Origin of the sequence: Streptomyces sp. NPDC057280 (genome assembly GCF_042668605.1) — a bacterium.
Lineage (GTDB): Bacteria > Actinomycetota > Actinomycetes > Streptomycetales > Streptomycetaceae > Streptomyces.
Genome location: NZ_JBHUYR010000004.1, coordinates 40,204 through 66,836 on the forward strand (window position 1 = coordinate 40,204; position 26,633 = coordinate 66,836).

The 26,633-nt window shown below is 72.2% G+C and carries 29 protein-coding genes and 2 pseudogenes; 17 read left to right on the forward strand and 14 right to left on the reverse strand.

The window, feature by feature from the left end; genetic code table 11:
- Positions 1-57 precede the first annotated feature (57 nt).
- Positions 58-684 (forward strand): PadR family transcriptional regulator, encoded by a 627-nt coding sequence (locus ACFUO4_RS24000; protein WP_383488027.1) that lies wholly within the window; start codon positions 58-60, stop codon positions 682-684.
- 72 nt (positions 685-756) lie between these two features.
- Here ACFUO4_RS24000 and ACFUO4_RS24005 read toward each other — a convergent pair whose 3' ends face one another.
- Together ACFUO4_RS24005 and ACFUO4_RS24010 are read right to left on the reverse strand one after the other, a co-directional pair.
- Positions 757-1,185, reverse strand: a complete 429-nt coding sequence (locus tag ACFUO4_RS24005) for an SRPBCC family protein (protein WP_079310617.1) — start codon at positions 1,183-1,185, stop codon at positions 757-759.
- 115 nt (positions 1,186-1,300) lie between these two features.
- Complete coding sequence (locus tag ACFUO4_RS24010; protein WP_169808055.1) at positions 1,301-1,489, reverse strand: hypothetical protein; 189 nt, start codon at positions 1,487-1,489, stop codon at positions 1,301-1,303.
- A 198-nt stretch (positions 1,490-1,687) separates the two neighbouring features.
- Here ACFUO4_RS24010 and ACFUO4_RS24015 point away from each other — a divergent pair, with 198 nt between their 5' ends.
- The 3 genes from ACFUO4_RS24015 to ACFUO4_RS24025 all read left to right on the forward strand — a co-directional run bounded on the left by ACFUO4_RS24015 (position 1,688) and on the right by ACFUO4_RS24025 (position 4,951).
- Complete coding sequence (locus ACFUO4_RS24015) at positions 1,688-2,218, forward strand: Clp protease N-terminal domain-containing protein (protein ID WP_383488030.1); 531 nt, start codon at positions 1,688-1,690, stop codon at positions 2,216-2,218.
- A 603-nt stretch (positions 2,219-2,821) separates the two neighbouring features.
- The gene (locus tag ACFUO4_RS24020) at positions 2,822-3,826 is read left to right on the forward strand and encodes a DMT family transporter (protein ID WP_383488033.1); all 1,005 of its coding nucleotides are present in this window, start codon (positions 2,822-2,824) and stop codon (positions 3,824-3,826) included.
- A gap of 171 nt (positions 3,827-3,997) precedes the next feature.
- Positions 3,998-4,951, forward strand: a complete 954-nt coding sequence (locus ACFUO4_RS24025; RefSeq protein WP_383488036.1) for a DMT family transporter — start codon at positions 3,998-4,000, stop codon at positions 4,949-4,951.
- Positions 4,952-4,955: 4 nt separating this feature from the next.
- Here ACFUO4_RS24025 and ACFUO4_RS24030 read toward each other — a convergent pair whose 3' ends face one another.
- Together ACFUO4_RS24030 and ACFUO4_RS24035 are read right to left on the reverse strand one after the other, a co-directional pair.
- Positions 4,956-5,588: an FMN-binding negative transcriptional regulator gene (locus tag ACFUO4_RS24030; protein WP_383488038.1), complete on the reverse strand. Its 633-nt coding sequence runs from the start codon at positions 5,586-5,588 to the stop codon at positions 4,956-4,958.
- The gene (locus tag ACFUO4_RS24035; RefSeq protein ID WP_383488041.1) at positions 5,588-6,274 is read right to left on the reverse strand and encodes a pyridoxamine 5'-phosphate oxidase family protein; all 687 of its coding nucleotides are present in this window, start codon (positions 6,272-6,274) and stop codon (positions 5,588-5,590) included. The genes ACFUO4_RS24030 and ACFUO4_RS24035 overlap by 1 nt, the downstream gene beginning before the upstream one ends.
- A gap of 77 nt (positions 6,275-6,351) precedes the next feature.
- Here ACFUO4_RS24035 and ACFUO4_RS24040 point away from each other — a divergent pair, with 77 nt between their 5' ends.
- Positions 6,352-7,683 (forward strand): aminotransferase class I/II-fold pyridoxal phosphate-dependent enzyme, encoded by a 1,332-nt coding sequence (locus tag ACFUO4_RS24040; RefSeq protein ID WP_383488044.1) that lies wholly within the window; start codon positions 6,352-6,354, stop codon positions 7,681-7,683.
- A gap of 812 nt (positions 7,684-8,495) precedes the next feature.
- On the opposite strand, the pseudogene ACFUO4_RS24045 reads toward ACFUO4_RS24040, so the two are convergent.
- Positions 8,496-9,389: pseudogene (locus tag ACFUO4_RS24045) on the reverse strand (DMT family transporter); the annotation flags it as partial.
- A gap of 74 nt (positions 9,390-9,463) precedes the next feature.
- Between ACFUO4_RS24045 and ACFUO4_RS24050 the strand changes: the two are divergent.
- The gene (locus ACFUO4_RS24050) at positions 9,464-10,366 is read left to right on the forward strand and encodes a LysR family transcriptional regulator (protein WP_079311505.1); all 903 of its coding nucleotides are present in this window, start codon (positions 9,464-9,466) and stop codon (positions 10,364-10,366) included.
- Positions 10,367-10,391: 25 nt separating this feature from the next.
- Here the strand turns inward: ACFUO4_RS24050 and ACFUO4_RS24055 are convergent, their stop codons facing one another.
- On the reverse strand, positions 10,392-10,859 hold the full coding sequence (locus tag ACFUO4_RS24055; RefSeq protein ID WP_383488047.1) for a pyridoxamine 5'-phosphate oxidase family protein: 468 nt from the start codon (positions 10,857-10,859) through the stop codon (positions 10,392-10,394).
- 121 nt (positions 10,860-10,980) lie between these two features.
- On the opposite strand from ACFUO4_RS24055, the gene ACFUO4_RS24060 reads away from it, so the two are divergent.
- Positions 10,981-11,622, forward strand: a complete 642-nt coding sequence (locus ACFUO4_RS24060; protein WP_079311507.1) for a cysteine hydrolase — start codon at positions 10,981-10,983, stop codon at positions 11,620-11,622.
- Between the two features lie 3 nt (positions 11,623-11,625).
- Here the strand turns inward: ACFUO4_RS24060 and ACFUO4_RS24065 are convergent, their stop codons facing one another.
- Positions 11,626-12,045: a Rieske (2Fe-2S) protein gene (locus ACFUO4_RS24065; RefSeq protein ID WP_079311508.1), complete on the reverse strand. Its 420-nt coding sequence runs from the start codon at positions 12,043-12,045 to the stop codon at positions 11,626-11,628.
- 92 nt (positions 12,046-12,137) lie between these two features.
- Between ACFUO4_RS24065 and ACFUO4_RS24070 the strand changes: the two genes are divergently transcribed.
- From ACFUO4_RS24070 to ACFUO4_RS24100, 7 genes are all read left to right on the forward strand, one after another.
- On the forward strand, positions 12,138-12,893 hold the full coding sequence (locus ACFUO4_RS24070; protein WP_383488051.1) for a HipA family kinase: 756 nt from the start codon (positions 12,138-12,140) through the stop codon (positions 12,891-12,893).
- Positions 12,890-13,339, forward strand: a complete 450-nt coding sequence (locus ACFUO4_RS24075; protein WP_383488054.1) for a DUF3037 domain-containing protein — start codon at positions 12,890-12,892, stop codon at positions 13,337-13,339. The genes ACFUO4_RS24070 and ACFUO4_RS24075 overlap by 4 nt, the downstream gene beginning before the upstream one ends.
- A gap of 128 nt (positions 13,340-13,467) precedes the next feature.
- Complete coding sequence (gene fabG, locus ACFUO4_RS24080; RefSeq protein WP_059198243.1) at positions 13,468-14,229, forward strand: 3-oxoacyl-ACP reductase FabG; 762 nt, start codon at positions 13,468-13,470, stop codon at positions 14,227-14,229.
- Positions 14,230-14,241: 12 nt separating this feature from the next.
- A complete protein-coding gene (locus ACFUO4_RS24085; RefSeq protein ID WP_079311512.1) occupies positions 14,242-15,009 on the forward strand; it encodes an SDR family oxidoreductase in 768 nt (255 codons plus the stop codon).
- Positions 15,010-15,226: 217 nt separating this feature from the next.
- A complete protein-coding gene (locus ACFUO4_RS24090) occupies positions 15,227-16,807 on the forward strand; it encodes an ABC transporter substrate-binding protein (RefSeq protein WP_383488058.1) in 1,581 nt (526 codons plus the stop codon).
- 89 nt (positions 16,808-16,896) lie between these two features.
- Positions 16,897-17,580: a uracil-DNA glycosylase gene (locus ACFUO4_RS24095; protein WP_079311514.1), complete on the forward strand. Its 684-nt coding sequence runs from the start codon at positions 16,897-16,899 to the stop codon at positions 17,578-17,580.
- A gap of 104 nt (positions 17,581-17,684) precedes the next feature.
- Complete coding sequence (locus ACFUO4_RS24100) at positions 17,685-18,203, forward strand: hypothetical protein (protein ID WP_383488061.1); 519 nt, start codon at positions 17,685-17,687, stop codon at positions 18,201-18,203.
- A 13-nt stretch (positions 18,204-18,216) separates the two neighbouring features.
- On the opposite strand, the gene ACFUO4_RS24105 is transcribed toward ACFUO4_RS24100, so the two are convergent.
- A complete protein-coding gene (locus ACFUO4_RS24105) occupies positions 18,217-18,702 on the reverse strand; it encodes a hypothetical protein (protein WP_383488064.1) in 486 nt (161 codons plus the stop codon).
- A gap of 138 nt (positions 18,703-18,840) precedes the next feature.
- Positions 18,841-18,981 (reverse strand): annotated as a pseudogene (locus ACFUO4_RS24110) (TetR/AcrR family transcriptional regulator); the annotation flags it as partial.
- Positions 18,982-19,415: 434 nt separating this feature from the next.
- Between ACFUO4_RS24110 and ACFUO4_RS24115 the strand changes: the two are divergent.
- Positions 19,416-20,321 (forward strand): Gfo/Idh/MocA family protein, encoded by a 906-nt coding sequence (locus ACFUO4_RS24115; protein ID WP_383488067.1) that lies wholly within the window; start codon positions 19,416-19,418, stop codon positions 20,319-20,321.
- Here ACFUO4_RS24115 and lnt read toward each other — a convergent pair.
- The 3 genes from lnt to ACFUO4_RS24130 all read right to left on the reverse strand — a co-directional run bounded on the left by lnt (position 20,245) and on the right by ACFUO4_RS24130 (position 23,688).
- On the reverse strand, positions 20,245-21,813 hold the full coding sequence (gene lnt / locus ACFUO4_RS24120; RefSeq protein WP_383488070.1) for an apolipoprotein N-acyltransferase: 1,569 nt from the start codon (positions 21,811-21,813) through the stop codon (positions 20,245-20,247). The two genes, ACFUO4_RS24115 and lnt, sit on opposite strands and share 77 nt — an antisense overlap.
- Positions 21,814-21,885: 72 nt before the next feature.
- Positions 21,886-22,380 carry a nuclear transport factor 2 family protein gene (locus ACFUO4_RS24125; RefSeq protein WP_383488072.1) on the reverse strand — a complete coding sequence of 165 codons (495 nt, stop codon included), beginning with the start codon at positions 22,378-22,380 and terminating at the stop codon, positions 21,886-21,888.
- A gap of 129 nt (positions 22,381-22,509) precedes the next feature.
- Positions 22,510-23,688: an FAD-dependent monooxygenase gene (locus tag ACFUO4_RS24130; protein ID WP_383488075.1), complete on the reverse strand. Its 1,179-nt coding sequence runs from the start codon at positions 23,686-23,688 to the stop codon at positions 22,510-22,512.
- A gap of 190 nt (positions 23,689-23,878) precedes the next feature.
- Here ACFUO4_RS24130 and ACFUO4_RS24135 point away from each other — a divergent pair, with 190 nt between their 5' ends.
- A complete protein-coding gene (locus ACFUO4_RS24135; RefSeq protein ID WP_383488077.1) occupies positions 23,879-25,126 on the forward strand; it encodes a hypothetical protein in 1,248 nt (415 codons plus the stop codon).
- A gap of 77 nt (positions 25,127-25,203) precedes the next feature.
- Here the strand turns inward: ACFUO4_RS24135 and ACFUO4_RS24140 are convergent, their stop codons facing one another.
- The gene (locus ACFUO4_RS24140) at positions 25,204-25,773 is read right to left on the reverse strand and encodes a chloramphenicol phosphotransferase CPT family protein (protein WP_383488080.1); all 570 of its coding nucleotides are present in this window, start codon (positions 25,771-25,773) and stop codon (positions 25,204-25,206) included.
- Positions 25,774-25,817: 44 nt separating this feature from the next.
- Between ACFUO4_RS24140 and ACFUO4_RS24145 the strand changes: the two genes are divergently transcribed.
- On the forward strand, positions 25,818-26,399 hold the full coding sequence (locus tag ACFUO4_RS24145) for a hypothetical protein (protein ID WP_383488083.1): 582 nt from the start codon (positions 25,818-25,820) through the stop codon (positions 26,397-26,399).
- A 14-nt stretch (positions 26,400-26,413) separates the two neighbouring features.
- Here the strand turns inward: ACFUO4_RS24145 and ACFUO4_RS24150 are convergent, their stop codons facing one another.
- Entirely contained in the window at positions 26,414-26,593 is a 180-nt protein-coding gene (locus ACFUO4_RS24150) for a hypothetical protein (protein WP_079311520.1), read from the reverse strand.
- Positions 26,594-26,633 lie beyond the last annotated feature (40 nt).

The following is a 26,633-nucleotide window of genomic DNA, read 5'->3' on the forward strand; positions in this document are numbered from 1 at the left end:
TATTCCGATATATCGTTGACGCATCGCGACAGATCAACGATGGATGGAGTGATGGCGATGCGTTCCCATGGATTCGAACGTGGACACGGTGGACACGGCCCGCGTGGGGGCCGAGGTGGTTTCGACGGACGGCGTGGTGCCTTCGGTCCCTTCGGGCCGGGCGGCCCGGGTGGTCCCGGCTTCGGCGGACCCGGCTTCGGTCCGGGCCCCTGGGGCCCACGAGGGCGCGGCGGACCCCGGGGGAGGGCACGGCGCGGCGACGTACGCGCGTCGATCCTCGCCCTGCTCAGGGACCGGCCCATGCACGGGTACGAGATGATCCAGGAGATCGCCGAGCGCAGCGGCGGGGCGTGGAAGCCCAGCCCCGGCTCGGTGTACCCGACCCTTCAGCTGCTGGAGGACGAGGGCCTGATCGCCAGCGAGAGCGAAGGCGGCAAGAAGCTGTTCTCGCTCACCGAGGCGGGCCGCACCGCGGCCGAGGAAGGCCCCGACGCGCCCTGGGAGGAAGCGTCCCGTGGCGTGGACTTCGAGGCACTGGGTGAGATCCGGCAGGCCGGCTTCGGTCTGATGGAGGCCTTCGGGCAGGTCTGGAAGACCGGCAGCAAGGAGCAGCGCGAGAAGGCGGTCGGCGTCATCAACGAAGCCCGCAAGAAGCTGTACCTGATCCTCGCCGAAGAGGACTGACCGGCGGCCGTACGGCTGTAGAGGGGCGCCCCGTGGTTCATTTCCGCGGGGCGCCTTCCCGTGCCCCGGCGCTCAGGCCACCAGCCCCGCCAGCTTGCGCAGCGACTCGTTCAGCGCGGCCGTCGCGGAGTCCCTGAGCTTGCCCGCCATCAGCGACACCGCCGCGCCCGTGAACTCGCTGTCGATCCGGACCGTCGTGGCGTCGCCGTCCGGGACGAGCGTGTAGCGGTTGACCAGGCTCACCGCCATGGGCCCCTTGCCCTTGGTGGCGAACACCCGGGCCGGTTCCAGCTCGTCGATGGTCCACTCGACCTCGGCCGGGAAGCCCATCAGCTTCATGTTCTCCTGGTACGTCCCGCCCACTTCGAGGCTCTTCGGGCCGCCCTCGGGGAAGCTGGTGTGGGTGGCGTTCCACTCGCCGTACGACGACCAGTCCGTGAGCCGGCCCCACACCTTCTCGGCCGGCGCCTCGATCCGTGCCTCCGCGCTGACTTCGGCCATGCGACCACCCCTTCGTCTCCGGCTACGGTGTCGCGGAACGTAGCCGCAGGGCCCACAACATTCAATGCTGATGGACCGTCAGAAAATGTGGAGAGGCGCCGGGTCCGGCGACCGGTCAGGCGACCAGCCGTATCACCGCCGCGTCGAACACGTCCCATGCCCGCGGGAACGCGCTCTCGTCGTGGCAGTGCCACGCCTCCCAGAACAGGTCGGCGAGCAGCGCGTCCTCCGGGGCGTACACCCGGTACACGTACTGCATCCCGTCGACGGCCGGCAGCGCCACCAGCCAGCACCTGCTTTCCATGTCCCTGTGGGACGAGCGAGGGAACACGGCGGTTGCGTACCGGGCGCGAAGCAAAGCGGCGCGCGCCCCCGCCCGAAGAAGGGCCTGATCTCATCCGCAAGGAGGAGATTCCGGTCGCCCGGGTCCACTCCGCGTGGGACGCGAAGATGGTTCCCGCCGGGGATGACGCGGTCCGGCGGGACTGATGGGGTGGGGGATGTGCAACCCCGTATACCCCGGCAGTCGGTGAGCGAGCCGGGAGGTCATCGCGCGGACCACGATGTCCGGCTCGGCGAGGAGCTGGCAGCGGTGGTCTCCGGCGCGCGCCGGCGTGCGGTCAGGGACGGGGACCGGCAGATCGACACGGCTCATCTGCTGCACTCCCTCCTCGAGCACGACCCCGAGGTGCGGGCCGTCTTCGAGGGCGGACCGCAGCTCGCCCGGCTGCTCGCCTATCTCGTGCAGCGCAGCATCGGCTACGGGCTGCGCTGGCAGGGAAGTGTCGAGGACTCCGGGGCGGTGCCCGTGGTGGGGGAGGCGGACGGTCTCTCGCCGCTGGCGGCGGGCGCGATGGAGTACGCCCACGAGCGCGCCGCCGGTCGCGGCGCGGGCCGGGCGAGCGGCCTCGACCTGCTCGCGGCGGTCGTCAGCGATCCCGACGCCCGCGCCGTCGAGGTACTGACCCGGGCCGGCATCGACGCGGAAGCACTGCGGACCGGACTCGAGAGCCGCGTACCGCACAGCCACTAGCCGACCGCAGGACCCCTGACCGGACGGACCTCGTCCCGGCCCACCGCTCGCCCTACGGCCACCGCCCCGCACGGTCACCGGCCCGCACGGCCACCGGCCCGAACGGCCACCGCCCCGCACGGCCACCGGCTCGGATAGCCGTCGGCCGCCTCCAGGCCCGTGACGGAGAGCCGCCGCCCCGGACTGCTCGGTGCCGGACATTCGCCGGCCCGGATAGTCGCCGTCCCCGTCCAGGCCCGTGCCGGAGAGCCGCTGCCCCGGGCTGCTCGGTGCCGGACGTTCGCCGGCCCGGATAGTCGCCGTCCCCGTCCAGGCCCGTGCCGGAGAGCCGCCGCCCCGGGCTGCTCGGTGCCGGACATTCGCCGGCCCGGATAGTCGCCGTCCCCGTCCACGCCCGTGACGGAGAGTCGCCGCCCCGGACTGCTCCGCGCCGGACATTCGCCGGCCCGCGCACGTTGCCCGCCCCGTCCAGGCCCGCGCAGACAGCCATCGCCCCCCTCCACGGGCCGCACGCCAGGCGGTCGCCGCGCCGAGCGCCTGTCTCGTCCAATCGTTGAGACAGGTGTCAACGGGGGTGACGGTCATGTCATCGCCTGTCATCATGTGCCGGTGCAGACGATTGACAGCAGTGCCGGTCACCGCGGCCGAGGGGTCGGGCTCGGGCTCGCCCTCGCGTCGGCGGTCGCCTTCGGAGGTTCCGGTGTCGCGGCCAAGCCGCTGATCGAGGCCGGCCTCGACCCGCTTCACGTGGTGTGGCTCCGGGTGGCCAGCGCGGCCCTCGTGATGCTGCCGCTCGCCGTGCGCCACCGCGCCCTGCTGCGCCGCCGCCCCGCCCTGCTCGCCGGGTTCGGACTGCTCGGCGTGGCCGGGGTGCAGGCGTTCTACTTCGCCTCGATCTCCCGGTTGCCGGTGGGAGTCGCCCTGCTGATCGAGTACCTCGCGCCCGCCCTTGTCCTCGGCTGGGTGCGGTTCGTGCAGCGGCGGCCGGTCACGCGTGCCGCGGCGGTCGGCGTCGTCCTCGCCGTCGGTGGCCTCGCCTGTGTCGTCGAGGTGTGGTCGGGACTGAGCATCGACGCGGTCGGCCTGCTGCTCGCGCTGGGCGCGGCCTGCTGCCAGGTCGGCTACTTCGTCCTGTCCGACCAGGGCACCGACTCCGGCGCCGACACCCCCGACCCGCTCGGGGTCATCGCGTACGGCCTCCTCGTCGGCGCCGCCGTCCTCACGGTCGTGGCGCGACCCTGGTCGATGGACTGGTCCGTGCTCGGCGGCACCGCGGACATGAACGGCACCTCCGTCGCGGCCGCCCTGCTGCTGTCCTGGATCGTGCTCGTCGCCACGGTCGTCGCCTACGTCACCGGCGTGGTCTCCGTACGCCGGCTCTCCCCGCAGGTCGCCACGGTCGTCGCCTGTCTCGAAGCGGTCGTCGCGACCGTGCTGGCCTGGGTCCTGCTCGGCGAGCACCTGTCCGCCCCGCAGATCCTCGGCGGCGTGATCGTCCTGCTCGGCGCGTTCATCGCGCAGTCCTCGACCCCGGTCAAGCCGTCCCCGGAACCGGTGGCGAGCGGTGGTCCGGAAAGGGAGTTGTCCCGCCGTTCGACGGCTGCCTAGGCTGCCGATCATGCATACGCACTACGTCATCGCACCGCCGGCCGCCTGAGGCGGGCCCTCCGGTCATTCCCGCCCTGCCGTACGCAGGGCGGAACGGTGCTGCCCGCAGACGAAGTCCACGGACCCCGCTGAGCCGGGTTCCCCGCTTCTCCATGTCTGCGGAGACGACAAGTGTCGAATGCTTCTGCTGGTTCTTCCGGCCTGCCCGTCGGGCGAGGCCTGCTGTATCTGATCGTCGCCGGTGTCGCCTGGGGCACCGCGGGCGCGGTCGCCGCACTGGCCTACGGGGTCAGCGATCTGGGGCCCGTCGCCCTGTCCTTCTGGCGCTGCGCGTCCGGGCTCGTCCTGCTGGCCGCCGTACGCCTGCTGCGCCCCCGGACCCGCACCGCCGCGCGCGGACCGCTCGGCCGCACGGTGTGGCGGGCGGGGGCCACGGGCCTGGGGCTCGCCGTGTTCCAGACCGGCTACTTCGCGGCCGTACGCTCCACCGGACTCGCCGTGGCCACCGTCGTCACGCTGGGCGCCGGGCCCGTGCTCGTCGCGCTCGGCGCCCGGCTGACGCTCGGGGAGCGGCTCGGGCGCGGTGGCGCGGTCGCCGTCGCCGGGGCGCTCGCCGGCCTGGGGGTGCTGACCCTCGGGGGCGGGGGTTCGGCCGTACGCCCCTGGGGGGTGCTGTGCGGGCTGGCGTCGGCGGCCGGTGGGTCCGCGATGACCCTGCTCACCCGTCGCTGGGGCCGTGCCGGCGAGGCGGACGCGGCCGCCACGTCCGTCGGGGTGTTCGCCGTCACCAGCGCGCTGCTGCTGCCGTTCGCGCTGGCCGAGGGCCTGGTCCCGCACACCGTCGAACCGGGCCTGCTGCTCTGGCTGCTGGCCTACCTCGCCGCCGTCCCCACGGCCCTCGCCTACGCCCTCTACTTCGCGGGCGCGGCGGCCGTACGGTCGGCGACGGTGTCCGTGATCATGCTCCTGGAGCCGGTCAGCGCGGCGGTGCTCGCCGTGGTCCTGCTCGGCGAGCACCTGACGGCGCCGACCCTGCTCGGCACCCTGCTGATGCTGGGTTCGGTCACGGGTCTCGCGGTGGCCGAGACCCGTGCCGTGCGACGCGGCGCACCGCTGCCGGCGTAGGGGTTCAGCCGACGCGGCGGCGCAGTATGTGCGCACGCGCCGCCGCGTCCCGCGGACCGGCCCGCTCCGCCAGGCGTACGGCGATCGAGTCCTGGACGTCCTCGCTCCGTCGCCCCCCGAACTTGAACTTCGCCCGTACGCCGGTGACTTCGAGCCGCACCCCGCGCAGGCCCGACAGCAGCCGGCCGAACGGCACCTCCCCGGAGGCCACTTCGGCCGTACCGCCCTCCGGCTGGAAGTGGCCGACCTGCCGGTTGAGCAGCGCGGCCTTCTCGGCCGGGTCGTCCACCACATGGGCCCGGCAGCGGAGTTGGACGGCCGCGTAGAAGCTGGTCGGTGTGCCGTGCTCGGCCGGGCCCTCCGGGTCGGCCTGCCAGGGGCCGGGGACGTACACGTAGTCGTCGACCACGCTCAGGACGACGTCGGGGTGCACCGACAGCGCCGCCCACAGGGGGTTGGGGCGGGCCAGGTGGGTGAGGACCTCGCCGCGCTCGGCGTCGTACAGGAAGTGCAGCGGCTGGGCGTACGGCGGCTCGCCGTCGAGTCCGTTGACGACGAGCGTGCCGAAGTCCCGTACCGCGAGCCACTGTTGCCACTCGGCGTCGGCGCGCGGCGCGTCCCACGGGTGGACCAGCATCACAGGGTCGCGAGGTAGTCGGGGAGTCCGGTGCCGGGAGCCAGGTCGGGGTCGCCGACCGGGGTGTCGTAGCCCTTGCGCAGCGGGACGACGCCGGCCCAGTGGGGGAGGGCGAGGTCCTCGGGCTCGTCGTTCACGCCGCCGGTGCGCATCTTCGCGGAGACCTCGTCGAGGTCGAGGCGGATGACAGCGGTGGCGGCCAGCTCCTTCTTGTTCGCGGGCCGCGAGTCCTTGGACCGGCCCGCCACGACGTGGTCGACGAGCGCGTCCAGGGCGAGCCGCTTCTCCTCCGGGTCCGTCACGTCGTACGCGGTGCCGTGCACCACCACGGACCGGTAGTTGATCGAGTGGTGGAAGGCCGAGCGGGCCAGGATCAGCGCGTCGACGTGCGTGACCGTCAGGCACACCGGGAGACCGGGGTCGGCCTGGCCGGTCATCCGCAGCGGGCGCGAGCCGGTCGAGCCGTGGACGTAGAGGCGCGAGCCGACCCGGGCGAAGAGCGTCGGCAGCACGACCGGGGCGCTGTCGCGGACGAAGCCGAGGTGGCAGACGTAGGCCTCGTCGAGTATCGCGTGCACGACGTCCTTGTCGTACGAGGCGCGGTCCGCGGAGCGGGTGGGCACCGTGCGGTCGGTCGCCGGGTAGGCGGCGGGCTGTGGTGTCGTCGGCTGCGTGGTCCCCTGCATGGCGGTCTCCATAGCGGTACGAGTGGCAACAGTGGTGCGGGTTGCAACGCCTATTGCACTAGTGCATAATCTGCTTTGTGCTAGGAGGATATCGGATCGAAGGGCGGGGCGCAGCCGAGATCGCGGCGAGCGTCGAGCGTGCGGTGGGTGCCGGTGAGCTGGAGCCGGGGCAACTCCTGCCGCCCATGCGGGAGTTGGCCGGCGAGCTCGGGGTGAACCCGAACACGGTCGCGGCGGCGTACCGCGTCCTGCGCGAGCGCGGGGTGATCGAGACGGCGGGACGCCGGGGCAGCCGGGTCCGGCCCAAGCCGGCCACGACCGCGCGGGAGTCGATCCGGGTGGAGGTGCCGGAGGGCGTACGGGACGTGGCGAGCGGCAACCCCGACCCGGAGCTGCTGCCCGCCCTCGCGGGAGCGTTCGCGGCGGCGGCCGGGCACAACGACCGGGCACCGGTGCTGTACGGGGAGGCGGCCGTGGACCCGGAGCTGGCCCGGCTCGCGCGTGCCGCGCTGGACGTCGACGGCGTCCCGGACGGGCCTCTCGCGGTGGCGTCCGGCTCGCTCGACGCGATCGAACGCGTCCTGGCGGCCCACCTCAGGCCGGGCGACACGGTCGCCGTCGAGGACCCGGGCTGGGGCAGCCTCCTGGACCTGATCCCGGCCGTCGGACTGCGTACGGCTCCGGTCGGGCTGGACGACGAGGGTCCGCTGCCGGACGACGTCCGCCGGGCGCTGCGGTCGGGTGCGCGCGCCCTGATCGTCACCGACCGGGCCCAGAACCCGACCGGAGCCGCCGTGACCGCCGCACGCGCGCGTGCCCTGCGTGCCGTGCTGAAGGAGCACCCGGACACCCTCCTCATCGAGGACGACCACGGCCACGACATCGTCGACCTGCCGCTGCATCCCCTGGCCGGCGCCACCCGCAGCTGGGCGTTCGTCCGCTCGGCCGCCAAAGCCTACGGCCCCGACCTGCGGCTCGCCGTCTTCACGGGCGACCCCGTCACGGTCGACCGGGTCCGCGGGCGGCAGCGTCTCGGACCCGGCTGGGTCAGCAGGATCACGCAGGGGGCGGTGGCCCGGCTGTGGGCCGAGGGGGCGATCGACCCGAAGGCGGTGGCGGCCGCGTACGCCGCCCGCCGGGGCGCCCTGATCGCGGAACTGGCGAAGCGCGGTGTCGCGGCGCACGGCCGCAGCGGCCTCAACGTCTGGATCCCGGTCCCCGACGAGACGGGCGCGGTCTCCCGCCTCCTGCACGCGGGCTGGGCGGTGGCCCCGGGAGCGCGCTTCCGGCTGGACGCGGCCCCCGGCATCCGTGTCACGGTCGCGCGCCTCAACGAATCGGAGGCGGCACCGCTGGCCGAGACGATCGCGGCGGCGGTGGGGCCTGGGCCGGGGCGGGGGTATGTGTGACGCCGTCGGTCGGGGCCGGGGGGAGGGGTGGCGCCGTGGGGTGGGGCGGTGTGTGGCTTGCCTGGTCGGTGGGGGCGTGGGTGTGGCTTGCCCGGTTGGTGGGGGCGGGGGGAGGGGTGGCGCCGTGGGGTGGGGCGGTGTGTGCCTTGCCTGGTCGGTGGGGGCGTGGGTGTGGCTTGCCCGGTTGGTGGGGGCGAGGGGAGAGGGGACGCCGTGGGGTCGGGTGGCGTCCGGCTCGCCTGGTCGGTGCTGTCGGGGGTGTGGCTTGCCCGGTCGGTTGAGGCGGGGCGAGGGGTGGCGCCGTCGGGTGGGGCGGGGTGTGGCCGCCTCTTCAGCGCGGGCGCGGGTGCGTGTCGCCCGGTGGGCGGGGGTGGGGACGCCTAAGACGCCGTTGGTGAGGTGGGGATGGGTGTGACGCTGCTGTCGGCGGGGGTGTGACTCGCCTGGTCGGCCGGGGCTGGGGTAGTGGTCGCCTAGTCGGCCGCTGCTGGGCTGCGGGTCGCCGTGTCGGTGCTGTCGGAGGGGCGTCTCATCTGGTCGGCGGGCTCGGAGGGGCGGCCAGCGCGGGCTGCGGGGCTGGGGGTGATGGTGCCGTTGTCCACCGGAGTGGGGACGCGGGCGGCGCCGGTGGTCGGGGCGGGGGTGTGCGGCGTGCTGTCGGAGGGCGTCGGCTGTTGCACCTGGAGCCGCGTCGGCTGCTGAACCTGGGGCCGCGTCGGGTGCTGAACCTGGGGCCGCGTCGGCCGTCGCACCTGGAGCCACATCGGCTGCCGCACCCGGGGCCGCGTCGCCACGCTGTCGGCCCGCGGACCCGGCTTCGCCTGGGTCAGTGCCGCCCCCGCCAGCACGATCGCCGCCCCCACCGGCGTCGACCAGCTCAGCGGCTCCCCGAGGATCGCGACGCCCGCTGCCGTGGCGATGACGGGGATGAAGTACGTGACCATCTGGGCGGTCGTGGGGCCGACTTCGGCGACCAGGCCGTACTGGACGAGGAGGGCCAGCCCGGTGCCGAGCGACCCCAGCGCGGCGATCGCCAGCAGCGGCACGCCCGCGAAGCGCGTCGGGGCGGACGTGAACAGCGGCGTCACGACAGCCAGTTGCAGCGTCGCCAACAGCAACTGGGCCCCCGTCATGGAGAGAGGGGAGTGACCCGACCCGGCCAGTGTGCGGCGGAGGTAGATCCAGCCGATCGGGTAGCTCAGTGAGGCCAGCAGTGCCATCGCCGTGCCCCCGGCGTCCAGGCCGTGGAAGCCCTGCCAGGCGCCCAGCACCGTCAGCACCCCGAGGAACCCGATCCCGAGCCCGGCCACCCGGACCCGCGTGGGCCGGTCCTCGGAGAGGGCGACCACGGACAGGGCCATCCCCCACAGCGGCGAGGTCGCGTTGCAGATGCCCGCCAGCGTGGACGGAATGGTCAGCTCCGCGTAGGCGAAGAGCGAGAACGGCAGGGCGTTGAGGAGGAGGGCGGCCATCGCCAGATGCCCCCAGGTCCGGGCCCTGCGCGGCAACCGCTCCCGCTTCACCACCATCGCGGCCGCCAGCACGAGCGTCCCGAACAGCAGCCGTCCGAAGGCGACCTGGAAGGGGGCGTACCCCTCCGTACCCACCTTGATGAGCAGGAAGCTGAAACCCCAGATCAGGGACAGCGCGGCGAAACGCAGTCGCCAGTCGAGGGAAGGAGGGCGGGTGGGGGAGGTGGTGGTCATGGGGACCACGATGACGCCCAAAATCTCGTAGCACAATCGAGATGTTCAACGTGATATCTCGTAGCATTGCTTACATGTTGAACCTGGAGCGCCTGCGCACCCTCGACGCCCTCGCCCGGCACGGCTCGGTGAGCGGCGCCGCCGAGGGGCTGCACATCACGACGTCCGCCGTCTCCCAGCAGATGTCCAAGCTGGAGCGGGAGGTCGGCCAGCAGCTCCTGGCCAAGAACGGCCGGGGGGTGCGGCTCACGGACGCCGGCCGGCTGCTCGCCGAGCACGCGGCCCGCATCCTGTCGCAGGTCGCCCTCGCCCAGTCCGACCTGGAGGCCCAACGCGGCCAGGTGGTGGGCGAGTTGCGCATCTCCGCGTTCCCCACCGCCGCGCGCGGGCTCTTCCCGGCCGCGCTCTCCGCACTGGTCGCCGCCCACCCGTCCCTGCGGGTCCGCTCGTGCGAGCTCGAGCCGGAACTCGGCATCAGGGGCGTGGTCCGCGGCGATCTCGACCTGGCGGTGGTCCTGGACTGGTACAACAAGCCGATGCCGCTCCCGGACGGCCTGGTCAAGGCCTCCGTCCTGGACGACCCGGCGGACGTGGCGCTGCCGGTCGGGCACCGGCTCGCCGACCGCGACGAGGTGGACCTCGCCGAGTTCGCGGGGGACGAGTGGATCACCTGGGGGCAGGGCGAGTTCTGTCACGAATGGCTGATGTTCACCCTGCGCTCCAAGGGCATCGAGCCCATCGTCGGCCACCGCGCCGCCGAGACCCACACCCAACTCGGGCTCGTGGCAGCCGGATTGGGTGTCTGCATCGCGCCGCTGCTGGGACGGCACCCGATGCCCGAAGGCGTCGTCACCGTCCCGCTGAAGCAGCGGGTCCGGCGCCATGTGTACGTCGTCTGGCGCGCGGACGCGGACCGCCGCCCGTCGATCAGGGCGGCGGTCGAGGCACTGAGGGAAGCCGCGGCGAAACTGGGCTGAACTTCCCTGTCCGGGCTGAACTTCCCTATACCGGAGCCAGCTTGCGGAAGTCCCACGACACGATCTTGCCCGGCGTCAGCCGCACCCACGCGTGCCGTCCGTCGTGCGGCATCTCGTCGAGGCCGAAGTTCTTGCGGGCGAACAGCGTCTCGGGGACGTCGAGTTCGGCGTACAGATCCCCGACCCTGGGCGCCTCGCCCACGAACTCCACGGCACCCGTCAGTTCCACGCCGCGCAGCTCGTCGTACTCCTCGCCCGTGTCGATCACGATCGCGACCCGCGGATCGCGGCGCAGATCGGTCCACCGCTTGCTCTTGACCACCGAGTACAGCCACAACGAGGTGCCGTCCCAGGCGAACCAGAGCGTGCTCACATGCGGAGCGCCGCCCGTGGACACGGTGGCGACCCGGCAGGTGCGCTGGCTGGTCAGGAACTCGTCCAGCTCGCCCGGCGTCATCATGATCTTCCGGCCCCGACGCTGAGTGACGGTCATCCGCCCCCTCTTTCCTGCTCGGTTTCTGACGATGCGTCAGAAAACAATGCGGTGTCTTCCCTCAACACGCAATGGTGGTTACGCTCGCCCGCCCACACCGTCGGCGACAAGGGGGCAGAACGTGCCGTCGCACGAGCAGTTGAGCGAACTCCTCGACCCGGCGACCACCGTGCTGCTCACGGTCGAGTGCCAGCAGGGCGTCGTCGGCCCGGACAGCGCGCTCCCCGAACTCGCCAAGGAGGCACGGTCGTCGGGTGCCCTCGCCAACGTGGCCCGGCTGGTCGCGGCCGCCCACGCCGGCGGCGTCCAGGTCGTCCACGCGATCGCCGAACGCCGCCCCGACGGCCGCGGCGCCAACCGCAACGCCCGCCTCTTCCGCGCCGCCGAACGCCTCCCCGTCCAGCAGCTGTCCGGCACCAGTGCGGTCCGGGTCGCGGCCCCGATCGAGGTCTCCGAGGAGGACTTCGTCGTCCGGCGGCTGCACGGACTGTCGCCGATCCAGGGCACGGACGTCGACCCGCTGCTGCGCAACCTGGGCTGCCGCACCCTCGTCGTCACCGGCGTCTCGGCCAACGTGGCGATCCCCAACGCGGTGTTCGACGCGGTCAACCGCGGCTACACCGCCGTCGTGCCCACGGACGCCATCGCCGGGGTGCCCTCCGACTACACCCCGGTGATGATCCGCAACACCCTCGCCCTGGTGGCCACCCTCACGACGACGGCCGACCTCGTGCCCTGCCTGAACCGGCGCCGACGCGGGTGACCCTCAGGCCAGGGTGATCGAGTCCCCGCTCACGGTGATCTTCTCCTCCGGCAGCGGCTGCGTGGCCGGCCCCTTCTTCACGCTGCCGTCGGCCACGGAGAACTCGCTCTTGTGGCACGGGCAGGTGATCACCCCGTCGGCGATCCCCGTCACCGCGCAGCCCTGATGCGTGCACTTGGACGAGAACGCCTTGTACGTGCCCGCCGTCGGCTGGGTCACCACCACGCCCTCGTCCGCGAAGATCTTGCCGCCGCCCTCCGGGATGTCCGAGGTCTTCCCGAGCGCGGTGCCGGCCGCGGCGGTCGACCCCTCGTCGTCCGAGCTGCACGCGTTCAGCGTGATGGCGAGCCCTGCCGCCCCCACCGCCGCCACGACCGTACGGCGGCTCGGTGCCGAAGCGGGATGAAGCGATTCGCTGGCCATGCTGACGTCCCTTCCGCGGATACCTCGTGAACTGCCCTGAGGTACGGGCCCGGAGTGCGGGTTGTTCAGCGCAGCCCCAGTAACCTGGGGCGATGCTCAAGGAAGCCATCGCGACCCGCTACATCACGCCCCTGCGTGAGGGCGGCTCGCTGCCGGGACTCGTCGAGGCCGACGACCTCGGCACGTACGTCATGAAGTTCACCGGCGCCGGACAGGGCCGCAAGACGCTGGTCGCCGAGGTCGTCTGCGGTGAGCTGGCCCGGCGGCTCGGGTTCCGGGTGCCACGGCTCGTGACGCTCGACCTGGACCCAGTGCTCGGACTCGGCGAGCCCGAGCAGCAGGTGCAGGATCTGCTGCGGGCCAGCGGCGGCACCAACCTCGGGATGGACTTCCTCTCCGGCGCGCTCGGCTTCGACCCGCTCGCCTTCGAGGTGGACGCGGCCGAGGCCGGGCGGATCGTCTGGTTCGACGCGCTGATCAACAACGTCGACCGCTCCTGGCGCAACCCCAACCTGCTGATGTGGCACGGCGAGCTGTGGCTCATCGACCACGGCGCCACCATGATCTGGCACCACAACTGGCCCGGCGCCGAGGCCTCCGCGGCCCGCCCCTACGACGCCGCCGACCACGCCCTCGCCCGCTTCGCCCCCGACCTCGCGAGCGCCGCCGCCGACCTGGCCCCGCGCGTCACCGAGGACCTCCTCGCCGAGGTCACCGCCGAGATCCCGGACGCCTGGCTGGCCGGCGAACCCGGCTTCGACACCCCGGACGACCTGCGCCGTGCCTACGCGCGGCCGCTGCTGGCCCGGGCCGCCGTCATCCACGACCGCATTCAGGGGATCAAATGAGCGAGCGCCACATCCACATGGCCGGCAGCGTGGTCGAGCGCCACATCATCAAGGGCGGCGAGGGCAACGACCGGGACGTCTTCGAGTACGTCCTGCTGCGCGTCGTCCCGCGCGTGGAGCGCGGCGAGTGCATCAACGCCGGGGTGCTCGTCTACTGCCGCGCGAAGGGGTACGTCGGCGCCCGCACGCACCTCGACGAGACCCGCCTGCGCGCCCTGGACCCGGCGGCCGACGTGGCCGGCATCAGGGCGGCGCTGAGCGCCGTCGAGCGGGTCTGCGGGGGCGGCGACGGCGCCGGGCAGGCGGGCTCCGACGACGCCGGGCGGCGTTTCCGCTGGCTGATCGCGCCCCGCTCCACCGTCGTCCAGCCGGGTCCCGTGCACACCGGGCTCACGCTGGATCCGGCGGCCGAGACCGAGCGGTTGCTGGACCTCCTGGTCAGGTAATGGATCACACCCGGGCCGCGTGGCGTTGACACCGGGTGCCAGGCCTTCTAGCGTCACGTCTGCCGAAGGTACTAAGCGGTCGCTCACCGACCGGGCCGCACATTCTTCAAGGGCGAGGAGAAGCAGCAATGTCCACCACTGAGCAGCGGGTAGCCATCGTCACCGGCGCCGCGCGCGGCATCGGTGCCGCCACCGCCGTACGACTGGCCGCCGAGGGCCGCGCGGTCGCCGTGATCGACCTCGACGAGGCCGCCTGCAAGGACACCGTCGAGAAGATCACCGCGGCGGGCGGCAAGGCGATCGCCGTCGGTGCCGACGTCTCCGACGAGGCGCAGGTCGAGGCCGCGGTCGCGCGGGTCGTCGAGGAGCTGGGCGCCCCGACCATCCTCGTCAACAACGCGGGCGTGCTCCGCGACAACCTGCTGTTCAAGATGAGTGCCTCGGACTGGGACACCGTCCTCAACGTGCACCTGCGCGGCTCCTTCCTGATGACGAAGTACGTCCAGAAGCACATGGTCGACGCCGGCTTCGGCCGCGTGGTCAACCTGTCCTCGTCCTCCGCGCTCGGCAACCGCGGCCAGGCCAACTACTCCGCCGCCAAGGCCGGTCTGCAGGGCTTCACCAAGACCCTCGCCATCGAGCTCGGCAAGTTCGGCATCACCGCCAACGCCGTCGCCCCCGGCTTCATCGCCACCGACATGACCGCAGCCACCGCGGCCCGCGTCGGCATGGGCTTCGAGGAGTTCAAGGCGGCCGCCGCCACCCAGATCCCGGTGGCCCGCGTCGGCGAGCCCGACGACATCGCCAACGCCATCGCCTTCTTCACGAACGAGGCCGCCGGCTTCGTCTCCGGCCAGGTGCTGTACGTGGCCGGCGGACCGCTCGACTAGGGGAACAGGAACATGACTTCGGTGGAACTCCCCGAACTCTCCGGCAAGGTCGCCCTCGTCACGGGCGCCAGCCGCGGCATCGGCTACGGCGTCGCGGAGGCGCTCGTCGCCCGCGGTGACCGGGTCGTCATCACCGGCCGCAACGAGGACGCCCTCAAGGAGGCCGTCGAGCAGCTCGGCGCCGACCGCGTCATCGGCGTCGCAGGCAAGGCCCACGACGAGACCCACCAGGCCGTCGCCGTCGAGCGCGCGATGGAGGCCTTCGGCCGCGTCGACTTCCTGGTCAACAACGCCGGTACGAACCCGGTGTTCGGCCCGATCGCCGACCTCGACCTGAACGTGGCCCGCAAGGTGTTCGAGACCAACGTGATCTCGGCGCTCGGCTTCGCGCAGAAGACCTGGCACGCCTGGCAGAAGGACAACGGCGGCGCGATCGTCAACATCGCCTCCGTCGCGGGCATCGCGCCCTCGCCCTTCATCGCCGCCTACGGCGTCAGCAAGGCCGCGATGATCAACCTGACCCAGCAGCTCGCCCACGAGTTCGCGCCCAAGGTGCGGGTCAACGCGATCGCCCCGGCCGTGGTGAAGACCAAGTTCGCCCAGGCCCTGTACGAGGGCCGGGAGGAGGAGGCCGCGGCCGCCTACCCGCTCGCCCGGCTCGGTGTGCCCTCCGACATCGGCGGCGCCGCGGAGTTCCTCACCTCCGAGCAGTCCGCCTGGATCACCGGCCAGACCCTCGTCGTCGACGGCGGCATCTTCCTCAACGCCGGCGTCGGCTGACCCACGACGTACGACCGGCACGGGCGCCGCTCGACAGAAACGGCGCCCGTGTCGACGTACAAACGGCCCATAGGGAGACGTACAACAACCGCACAGCTTCCTGACAGCGTTGCCACCATCTCAGCGGTCGAGAACCAGCCGGATGACCCGGTTCGGCTCGCCCGAGGCTGCGGTATGGTCTGCCAACCCTTGGCATGGCAGATCGAGGAGCGTGCGCGTGTTCAACCGGAACCGAGGCCTTCGTCGGATGGCGGCCTTCGCGTCCATATCGTCGCTGGTGGCCGGGTGCGGTGTCCTGTCGTCGGACTCCTCCGACGACCAGGGGCCGATCGTCGTCGGGACCACCAGCGCCCCCAGCACCCTGGACCCCGCCGCCTCCTGGGACAGCTCCTGGGAGCTGTTCCGCAACATCTACCAGACCCTCCTCAGCTACCCCTCGGGCGCCACCACGCCCCAGCCCGACGCCGCCGAGAGCTGTGGGTTCACCGACACCTCGAGCCGGATCTACCGCTGCAAGCTGCGCGCGGGGCTGAAGTTCTCCAACGGCGACACGCTCGACGCCAAGGCCGTCAAGCACTCCATCGACCGGATCGGGAAGATCAACGTCAACGGCGGCCCCGCCGGTCTGCTCGGCAGCCTCGAACGCGTGCAGGCACTCGGCGAGCGCGAGGTCGTCTTCCACCTCAACAAGCCCGACGCGACCTTCCCGTTCGTCCTCGCCACCCCGGCCATGTCGATCGTCGACCCCGACGAGTACCCGGCCAACGCGCTGCGCAAGGGCGACAGCATCGTGGGCTCAGGGCCGTACACCCTCAAGTCGTACAGCGAGGACAAGGCCGAACTCGTCAAGTACGGCGACTACGACGGGTACGCCAAGCGCAAGAACGACGCGGTGACCATCCGCTACTTCAAGGACTCCGCGCCCATGGTGCAGGGCCTCAAGGACGGTTCCCTCGACGTCGCCTTCCGCGGGCTGGGCGCCGACGACATCGTCAGCATCGACAAGGAGCAGAACGACACCGACCTCCAGCTCCTCGACGGCTCCGGCACCGAGATCAGCTACCTGGTGTTCAACCCGAAGGACCCCTGGGCGGGCAAGCTCGCCGTCCGCAAGGCCGTCGCCCAGATCGTCGACCGCGGGGCGATCGCGCACAAGGTCTACAAGGACACCGTCGAGCCGCTGTACTCCATGGTCCCCAAGGGCCTCACCGGCCACACCACGGACTACTTCGACGACTACGGCAACCCCAGCGTCGCCAAGGCCAGGAAGATCCTCCAGAACGCCGGGATCACCCAGACCGTCCCGCTCACCCTCTGGTACACCACGGACCGCTACGGCTCCGCCACCAAGGCCGAGTTCGAGGAGCTCAAGGCCCAGCTGGAGGACTCCGGGCTCTTCCAGATCACCCTCAAGAGCCGCCCCTGGAAGACCTACGTCACCGGCTACCAGAACGGTGAGTACCCGGTGTTCGGGCGCGGCTGGTTCCCCGACTTCCCGGACGCCGACAACTTCATCTCCCCGTTCGTCGGCGACAAGAACGCCCTCGGCACGCCCTACCCCGAGCCCAAGATCACCGGCATCCTGCTGCCGCGCTCGCGTGGCCAGAGCGACCGCGCCAACGTGGTCAAGGACTTCGAGGAGGCCCAGCAGATCATCACCGACGACGCCCGGCTGCTGCCGCTGTGGCAGGGCCGGCAGTACGTCGCCGCGAACGACGACATCTCCGGCGGCGAGCAGGCCCTGGACCCGTCGACGATCATGATGATGGGCGAGCTGTACCGCAAGACGAGCTGGTGAGTGGGGGCTTTCGGGGTGTGCGGTCCGTTGTCAGTGGTCGCCTGTAGGTTCTGAGCACTGAAGTGACCGCACGACATAAGGACGTTGACGTGACCGACATCGCCATGCTGCCCGAGTCCTGGCGCGGGGTCCTGGGCGACGAGCTCCAGCAGCCCTATTTCAAGGAGCTGACCGAGTTCGTCGAGGAGGAGCGGGCGAAGGGTCCCGTCTTTCCGCCGCGCGAGGAGGTCTTCGCCGCGCTCGACGCGACGCCGTACGACCAGGTGAAGGTCCTGATCCTCGGTCAGGACCCGTACCACGGCGAGGGCCAGGGCCACGGCCTGTGCTTCTCGGTGCGGCCCGGCGTGAAGACCCCGCCGTCCCTGCGGAACATCTACAAGGAGATGAAGGAGGAGCTGGGCACGCCGATCCCGGACAACGGCTATCTGCTGCCGTGGGCCCAGCAGGGCGTCCTGCTGCTCAACGCGGTGCTCACCGTCCGCTCCGGCGAGGCCAACTCGCACAAGGGCAAGGGCTGGGAGAAGTTCACCGACGCGGTCATCCGCGCGGTGGCCGACCGGCCCGACCCGGCGGTCTTCGTGCTGTGGGGCAACTACGCCCAGAAGAAGCTCCCGCTGATCGACGAGACCCGGCACGTGGTCGTGAAGGGCGCCCACCCCTCGCCCCTGTCGGCGAAGAAGTTCTTCGGCTCCCGCCCCTTCACCCAGATCAACGAGGCGGTGGCGCTCCAGGGCCACGAGCCGATCGACTGGACGATCCCCGACCTGGGCTGACCGCCCCGGGGCCGATCCACCGGGTCGGCCCCGCCTCGCCGTGATTGTCAGTGCGCCCGATTAGCGTCGGAGGGACAGGACGGTCCGACGGTGTGGAGGGCGCGGTGGCGGAGCGACAGGAGCAGGCGGCGCCGGATGCCGTGATGACGCGGATCGGGCAGGTCGTCATGCTGCATCACGCGGGGGACCGCGAGGAGGCCCGGCACCGCTTCCTGGACCTGTGGGCGGAGATCGGCGAGGACGGCGACCCGCTGCACCGCTGCACCCTCGCCCACTACATGGCCGACGCCCAGGACGATCCCTCGGACGAACTGGCCTGGGACCTGCGGGCGCTGACGGCCGCCGAGGAACTCAGCGACGACCGCCTCGCCGAGCACGAGAGCACGCTCGCGGTGCGCGCGCTGTACCCCTCGCTGCATCTCAATCTGGCCGCCGACTACGTGAAACTCGACCGCTCCGACGCCGCCCGCACCCACCTCCGCCGGGCGCGCGGGGCGGCCGACGCCCTCGCCGACGACAGCTACGGCGACGGGGTGAGAGCCGCGATCAGCCGCCTGGAGTTGCGGCTGGGGGATGGCTCGGCGGGGGAGGGCGGATGGGCGCCGCCCAGACAGCGCCCGTGAGCCGCCGAAAGGCCTAGCGGCCGTACGTCTGCTCGCAGATCCTCGCCTCCGGGCTGTCCTTGCGCCAGCCGCCGTACTGCTTGCCGAGGCCGCAGACATCCGGGTTCTTCGGTACCGCTGTCGCCACGTCGGGGATCTCGACGCGCGGCTGCGGTGGCTGCCGGTTCTCGGGATGCGCCGGGTGGGCGGGGTGCTCGGGGTGGGTGCGCGGTGACTGCTGCTGCGGCGCCTGCCCTTGCGCGGGGGACGGCGGCGCCGCCCGGTGGGTGGCGGGCGCCTCGGGTTTCGCCTCGCGGGACGGTCCGATGAGCTCCAGGGCCTCCCGCGCCGGCGCCTGCACGATCTGCGGCTCGCCCTGACCGTCCGGTCGGGGCGCCGCTGGCAGGGAAGGCGCCGCCGGTGGGCCGGGAGCGGCCGGTCGCTGGACGGTCACACAGCCGGAGAGGGCCGAGACAGCCACGGTGACCAGGAGCGTTGCGGTGGTCGTCGTTCGATGCATCTGCGTCACTCTGCTGCTTACCGCCGGGTTCGGGACAGCGGACAAGCGCAGGTTGCTCCGCACGGGTGATCTCCGGCCCCGTACGGAGGGCGCGGCACCGTCGGAGGTGACGTGCCGCGGGACGGTCGATGCGCGACGTCACGCTTCCGGCATACCGTCCGGCAACTCCCGCAGTCCCGCCCGTACTTCATCCAGGCTCGGCACCTGCGCCCGGAACGATCCGGCCACGCAGGAGAACATCAGCCCGTCCGCCCACGCCACCGGCGACAACACCGACCGGCATCTCGGGCGGGACGCGCACGCCGCAGCCATGACCCCGGCGGGAGGGCACGTCCCCGACGACGAGCGGGCCGGACTGCTGCGCCGCCACGGCGACTGGCACGCCCCGATCCCCGCCGTTGCTCCCCGCCGCCCCCCGCCATGCCGCCGACCCTCGACCAGGGCGGCAACCAGGCCCTGGAGGACGCGGTGGTCCTGGCCCAGTGCTGCGAGGACCTCGCCGTCTGCACCGCACGACGTCCATCGCCCGCCAGGCCGTCATGACGGGGAACCGGGCGCTGATGGCCGTACGCGACATGGCGGGGCCACGCTGTCGCAGGTCGGCCCAGCCGTCCTCCTGCGAGGTTTCGACGGCATCGCCGGCTGGCGGCCGCCGCAGTCGCCGTATGCTGCGGTCGTGTCAGGGACGGGCGAGCGAAAGAGGAGACCCACCAGTGAAGGTCGGCTGCATCGGACTCGGTGACATCGCCCAGAAGGCCTACCTGCCGGTGCTGGGCGGCCTCCCCGGCGTCGAGCTTCACCTCCAGACCCGGACGCCCGCCACCCTCGCCCGGGTCGCCGACGGCCTGCGCCTCCCGGAGGGACAGCGGCACCAGGACCTCGACGCGCTGCTCGCCGCGGGACTCGACGCGGCCTTCGTGCACGCGCCGACCGTCGTGCACCCCGAGATCGTGACGCGGCTGCTGGAGGCGGGCGTACCGACGTACGTCGACAAGCCGCTGGCGTACGAACTCGCCGACTCCGAGCGGCTGGTGGCGCTCGCCGAGGAACGCGGGGTGTCGCTGGCGGTCGGCTTCAACCGGCGGTTCGCGCCCGGGTACGCGCAGTGCGCCGACCACCCGCGTGAACTGATCCTCATGCAGAAGAACCGCATCGGGCTGCCCGAGGAACCGCGCTCGATGATCCTCGACGACTTCATCCACGTCGTCGACACCCTGCGCTTCCTCGCCCCCGGCCCGGTCGACGACGTCACCGTGCGCGCCCGTGTCCAGGACGGACTGCTGCACCACGTCGTCCTCCAGCTCGCCGGGGACGGCTTCACCGCGCTCGGCGTGATGAACCGGCTCAGCGGTTCGGCCGAGGAGATCCTGGAGGTCTCCGGGCAGGACACCAAGCGGCAGGTCGTCAACCTCGCCGAGGTGATCGACCACAAGGGCCAGCCCACCGTGCGCCGGCGCGGCGACTGGGTGCCGGTGGCCCGGCAGCGCGGCATCGAGCAGGCGGTGCTCGCCTTCCTCGACGCCGTGCGCGCGGGCAAGGTGCTCAGCGCCCGGGACGCGCTGGCGACCCATGAGCTGTGCGAGCGGGTGGTACACGCGGTGCGGGAGCGGGCCGCCTGAGCCGTACGGCCCTCAGCCCCTGGACGACGCACCAGCCGGCCAGGATCAGCAGCGCAACGTGCGTCGGCCAGTCGCCGTAGCGGACGTACGGGGTGACGCCGGTCGCCAGCGGGACGTCGTAGACCGCGGACGTGCTCGCGTCCGTGGGGAGCCACGAACCGACGCGCTGTCCCTCGGGGCCGTAGACCGCCGACACCCCGGTGAGCGTCGCGTGCACCATCGGGCGGCCCGTCTCCGCGGCGCGCAGGGCGGCGAGCGAGGCGTGCTGCTCGGGCGCCCAGCTGTCCTGGAACGACGACGTCGACGACTGCGCGATCAGCACCTCGGCGCCGGACTCGGCGAGATGGCGGCTCATGTCGGGGAACGCGGACTCGAAGCAGACCATCGGGCCGACCCTCAGCCCGTGCCCGACGTCCATGACCACCTGTTCGCTGCCGCGCCGCCGGTCCTCGCCCGCGGCCTTGCCGACCGAGGTCGCCCAGCCGAGCAGGGAGCGGGCCGGGATGTACTCGCCGAACGGCACCAGCCGCATCTTGTCGTAGCGGTCGCCGGTGAGCCCGTCCGGGCCGACCAGCACCGAACTCTTGTAGATGCCGGGCTTGTCGGAGCGGCGGGCGTCCACGTTGACGAGGATGTCGGCGCCGGTCTCCCGGGAGAGCGCGGCGAGCCGTCCGGCCAGGTCGGGCCGGTCCTTGAGGTCGAAGCCGACGCTGCTCTCGCCCCACACGATCAGGTCGACGTCCTGCCCGGCGAGTTCCCGGGTCAGCCGCTCCTCGCGGGCGAAGCGCTTGTCACCGCTGCCGAGACCGTCGATCACACCCGGCTGGACGACAGCGATCCGGACCCGCCCGTCGGTGTCGGGGCGCGGTGACCACATCCAGGCCGCGGAGGTGGCGGCGGCGGTGGCGAGGAGGGCGGCGAGGGCGGGGACGCGGGACCGGGGGAGGACCACCAGGACGGCGAACGCGACGTTCACGGCCACGATCAGGAAGCTGATCAGCCACACGCCGCCCACCGAGGCCAGCCGCAGCGCGGGCTCCACCTGCCACTGACTGGAGCCGAGCACGCCCCACGGCCCGCCGAGCCCCTGCCAGGACCGCACGAGTTCCACCAGCAGCCAGCCCGACGGCAGCACGAGGAACGCGCCGGCGATCCGCCGGCCGGCGCCGGTCAGGAAGTGCCTGACCAGCCAACCCCAGGGCGCCCACAGTCCGCCGAGCAGGGCCGCGATGACGAGTGTGAAGACATGGAGGCTCGGCAGCAGCCAGTGGTGCATCGCCAGCATGAAGCCGAAGCCGCCCGCCCAGCCGTCGTACGCCGCCCGTTTCCCGGTCGGCGCGGAGCGGGCCAGCAGCATCCAGGGGACCAGGCCGGCGTAGGCGAGCCACCACAGCGACGGGGCCGGGAACGCGAGCACGGGCAGCGCGCCGGCCAGGGCCGCGACCGCGGATCTCCGCCACGGGGTGGTGAGCCAGTGGCCGGGCATCTTCATGCGGCGCCTCCCTACCCCGTGCGTCCCTCCAGTGTGCTCGGTTCCGACGCCCCGGGGACAGAGGGCATCGGCTCAGTTGATCACGGGCGCGGGCCGGGGACCGGGAAGACGCCGCCACTTCTCCTGCACGACCACCTCACGCAGCCGCCAGCCGTCGTACGTGCGCAGCAGCCCGAAGGCGTACCGCCCGCCGCACACGAAGTCGGGCGCGGAAGAGCCCTCGGCGCCGTCGCCGTCCTGCACGAAGCGCATCGGGTTGACGTAGTCCGCCTGGACGCGGGCCGTGTCGCCGGTGTCGTGGTCCAGCGGGCCGAAGGTGACGCGCCGGTTGACGATCAGATGCTGCCGCATGGAGAAGAGGCTCAGACTCTCCGCGAGCCAGGCCGCGACCTGCTCCGCGTCCCCTTCTACCCCGCCCGCGGACCTGTAGTCCGCGCGGCCGTCCGGCGCGAACAGGCGCCGGTAGGCCGCCCAGTCGCCGTCGTCCACGGCCACGGCGTAGTCGGTGATCAGTTCGTCGACGGCCAGTCGGTCCATCACGGTGGCGAGCTCCACACGCTGCGTCATGGGCCGAGTGTTGGGCATGGGGCGGGCCGGGCCAAGGGGTGTGCGCGGACAATCGGACGGCGGGGGCGGCGGGTTGGGGGCGCGGCACTCATCGCGGGGCGTCGGTGGAGTGGCCGGTCGGGTCGGTCCTCATCGCGGAGCCGGGTCTTCGAGGGCGTCCGTGCGCCAGGCGCTCGACGCCGCCCAGAATCGGTGCTCCGCCGCGTGGGCCGCCAGCCGGGCGTTGCGGGCCCGGGCCTCGGGGCCGTCCGGCAGATGGAACTCCTCGCCTGCGCTCGCGGAACGGGCCTGCATCCCGGTCGCGTCCGCCAGCCGCCGTCGTACGTACCGGTCGAGCGCTTCGGGTACGTCGTCCGCGGTCACGTCGGTGAGGCAGTCGCCGAGCACGGCCGCGTCGAGGATCGCCTGCGCGGCCCCCTGCGCCTGGAACGGCACCATCGCATGCGCGCTGTCGCCGAGCAGGGTCACCCGGCCGATGTGCCAACGGGAGAGCGGGGTGCGGGTGTAGATGCCCCAGCGGTACATCTGCCCCGCGCGGGTGAGGACTTGGATCACGCGGTCGTCCCACCCCTCGAACGCCCGCAGCGGTTCCCCCGGTTCGGCCCGCTCGGTCCAGGACTCGTGTGCGGTCCGGGTCCCGAACACGGCCACGACGTTGAGGAGTTCACCCCGGCGCAGCCGGTAGTGGACGAAGTGCCGACCGGGTCCGAGCCATATCCCGGTGTCCGGCAGCTCCAGATCCGCGACCGCGCCGGCCGGAAGCAGCGTCCGGTAGGCGGCCGTTCGCGAGAACACCGCCTCGTCCGCGCCGAAGAGCCACTGGCGGGCGGCGGACCGGATGCCGTCGGCGGCCACCACCAGGTCGGCGCTGAGGCGTTCGCCGTGCGCGGTCGTCACGGTGGCCGATGTGTCGTCCTGGTCGATGCCGACGACCTCGGTGCCCAGCCGTACCGACTCCGGCGGCACCGCGGCGGCCAACGCCTGCTGGAGATCGGCCCGGTGGACCTGCAGATACGGCGCGCCGAACTCGTCGTCGACCTCACGCCCCAGCGTGTAACGGCAGATCTCCGTCCCGTCGGACCAGGTGCGGAAGCTGAGATGGCCAGGCGGCCCCGACAGCGCGGCGACCGCGTCGAGCCGCCCCAGCCGGCGCAGCACCCGCGTGGCGTTCGGGGCGAGTTGGATACCGGCACCTGCCTCGCTGTACCGCGGGGTCTGCTCGACCAGGGTCACCTCGACCCCGGCCCGGCGCAGTGCCAGCGTCGCGGCCAGCCCTCCGATGCCCGCGCCCATGACGATCGCTCGCATGGCACGACGGTAGCGAAGACGGCTCCGGTGGGGTGCGAGGCATTTCGGGCATCCCCGGGCGGGGCGGGGGAGGCGGTCCTCGGGGGTGAAGACGTCTCCATCATGACAGGTCAGCGCCGGTTTTCGTAGGACGAGCGGCACTGCACGGGAGCCTTGTCGGAGCCCTGCCCCGGATCTGAGAATCGCCGTCATGAACCACTCGGAGAAGGTCGATCAGGATGCGGTGCTCAGGGCGCGGACGATGCTGCTGGAGTCGGGCAGGCCGAGCCTCGCGCGGCAGGTCGAGGCGTACCGGGTGCTGTCGGCGGTGAGCCCGCTGACCTATGTGCCGAAACTGGCCGACGCGCTGGTGTCGTACGGATACGAGCCGGAGGTCCGTGATCTGCCGGAGGCACGGCTGGCCCGGCACGCCGAGGCGGCGGCCGTGGCGCGGCGCGTCGACGAAGAGGACCCGCGGCGGACCGAAGTGCTGGTGCGGGCACTGGACGCCTGTCAGCACGGGCTGTACACCCTCGGGCGCCGGGCGGAGGGGTACGCCGTCTGCGAGGAGATGGCCGCGGCCGGGCACTGGGGGTTCGAGCACGGGCAGGTGAAGAGTCCCGGGTACGGGCACGGACGGCTGGCGGTGGTCCTGGCCGAGGAGGGACGGTACGGGGAGGCGGCGGAGGTCTGCGGGAAGTCGGTCGAGGCGGAACGCCCGTTGACCCCTGGAGGCGACTCGTTCTGGTCGGTGGTGGAGTGGGTGGCCGCACTGGAGGCCGCGGGACGGCGGGAGACTGCTCTGGACGCCTTTGCCGAGCTGGTGGACGTGACCCGGGCGAAAGTCGCGGCGGACAGCTCCGCGTTGGCGATCCAGGTGTGGCAACTGGTCCATCTGGCCCGCATGTTGACGACTGCCGGTCGTCAGGAGGAAGCGGTGGTGGTCCGGCAGGAGGCCCTCGGTCTTCTCGCCGAGCTGGATCTCACCGGGGAGCGCAAGAGCTGGAGCAACATCCTGTCGTGGTGGGTCACTCTGTTCGCCCTGTCGGGCCGGCCGGCGGAGCCCGTCCCGACCGCGCAAGCACCGGGGCCCGGATTCGGCGTGCCCTGCCTGGAGTGGTCGCCGGATGTCAGGGAGGCCTACTTCGAGGGTCTGGGACCGCTGGAGGAACATGTGGCCGCGCTGCGCGAGGACCCGTCCACCCCGTTGCCCGACCTGATCGTCCAGCACCGCAGACTGGTCGTCCGCACCGCCGTGTACCGGGAGCGCCGTCACCACCGCATCCTCAAGCCACTGCGCCCCCTCTTCGACGATCGGGTGGCGCTCGCCCGTCGTCTCGCCCGGCCCGGGGTGCTGGGCGAGGCGTTGACGGACCGGGCCATGTTCCTCGTCGCGGCCAAACAGTACGGCGAGGCGTACGACGACTTCCGCGAAGCCGGTGAGCTGCTCGGCCGCTGAGGCGTGACCGTCAACGGTCCGCGCGCCGCCCGACCGTTGATCCCCGGGCGGTCACACGATCACTGATCCGCGGGCGGTCACCCGGCTGCGCGCAGCCGCTCGAACGCCGTCGGTGTCGGCCGGCCGGGCAGGAAGTCCCTGATGTGCAGGGCGCATTCAAGCGGCGTGGCCCGGCTCGTGTCGCACTCGATGTCGTAGACGCCGTGGGAGTGCACCTGTTCCAGCTGACGTGCCGCGAGCCCGGCCGGCCGGTCGCCGCGCTCGCGCTCGCGGCGCTCCAGCTCCTCCGGCGGGCAGTGCACACCGACGAGCACCACGTCCTGCGGGACGAACAGGGACAGGCAGTCGCGGAGCCGCCACCCGGCGCTCAGCACATGGTCGACGACGACGTTGTTCCCGGCGGCGGCCATCCCTGCGACCGCGCGGTGGAAGCCCTGCCAGGTGCGGTGCAGCACGGTGCCCAGTTCCTCAGGTGGCACCGGCGCGCTCGACCGCATCGCGTGGAACGCGTCGACGGGCAGGTGGAAGTACGGCTCGTCGAGCACCCGCAGGAGTTCGGCCGCGATGCTCGACTTGCCCGAACTGGAGGTGCCGTTCAGGAAGATCACGAGGCCCTGGCGTGGGGGGACGCTGTCGAGGTGCTCCATGGGGTGGATCTTAGAGAGGCGCGGCGGTGGGCGATGATGGCGGGATGAATCATGCCGCCCTCTTCTGCCACCAGTTCTGGGGCGAAGGCACGTACGAGCTGGCCATCGAGGTCGGGTCGGCGGACGACGACCGGCTGCAGGCCGTCCTGGACGCGGTGTGGGGTGCGGCGGGGGCGCGGGGCTGCTACGGGCACAAGGACCGGGAGCCGGAGGAACAGGAGACGGTGCCGCGCACGGTCGCCTCACTGGAGGAGTTCGGCCGACTCCTCGGCCGGGCCCGGCTGCCTTCGGGGGAGCCGGTCGTGTGCGAGGTCTCGGCGGTGCGGGGCGGTGACGACGACGGCGGCGACTGGCTGGCGTTCGGAGTGCCGCTGTCGGCCCTGCGGCAGGCCGGTGTGGAGTTCGAGGACGGTCCGTACTTCCGGTCCGCCGCGGCTGACGGGTGGCTGGCCGGCATCGGTCAGGACGCGTTCCGCGAGGCGCCCTTCAGCCTCGGCCTGGTGGGGTGGAGCGTCTCCGGCCTGACGGACGCCGAGACACTGGGCGGTGTGCTGCCCGAGAGTCGGGGCATGGTGTATCTGCTGCCCAGCGGCGGGAATCTGCGCTGTGGAGCCGTCAACGACTGACTGGGCGGCCCGGGTCAGGCCGCCTCGATGACATTGCCGCGGATCGCGGCCGCCCATTCGACCACCAGCAGCTCGTACTCCTCGCGCTCCTGGGTCGACAGCGAACCGCCCGCCCGCAGCCACAGCGCGCGGATCTGCTCGTTGACTTCGGCAGCAGACCGCACGGAACCAGAGGCCATGGAATCGGGGGACATGCGGACAAGCCTAGGGGCAAGCACTGACACTGCGCTACCG